The organism is Pantoea sp. USHLN298 (genome assembly GCF_037149395.1).
Classification (GTDB): Bacteria; Pseudomonadota; Gammaproteobacteria; order Enterobacterales; family Enterobacteriaceae; genus Pantoea; species Pantoea astica.
This window is the reverse complement of the sequence record NZ_JBBCRO010000032.1, coordinates 1-223: the sequence shown is the minus strand read 5'-3', so window position 1 is coordinate 223 and position 223 is coordinate 1. Positions and strand designations below refer to the sequence as shown.

Here is a 223-nt window from a genome sequence, read left to right as displayed (position 1 = left end):
ACGCCCAGTAATTCCGATTAACGCTTGCACCCTCCGTATTACCGCGGCTGCTGGCACGGAGTTAGCCGGTGCTTCTTCTGCGGGTAACGTCAATCGACGCGGTTATTAACCACATCGCCTTCCTCCCCGCTGAAAGTACTTTACAACCCGAAGGCCTTCTTCATACACGCGGCATGGCTGCATCAGGCTTGCGCCCATTGTGCAATATTCCCCACTGCTGCCT

1 rRNA gene is annotated in these 223 nt (G+C 55.6%); it reads right to left on the bottom strand.

What is annotated here, in order from left to right:
• Nucleotides 1-223, bottom strand: a 16S ribosomal RNA gene (locus WFK59_RS22050); the annotation flags it as partial.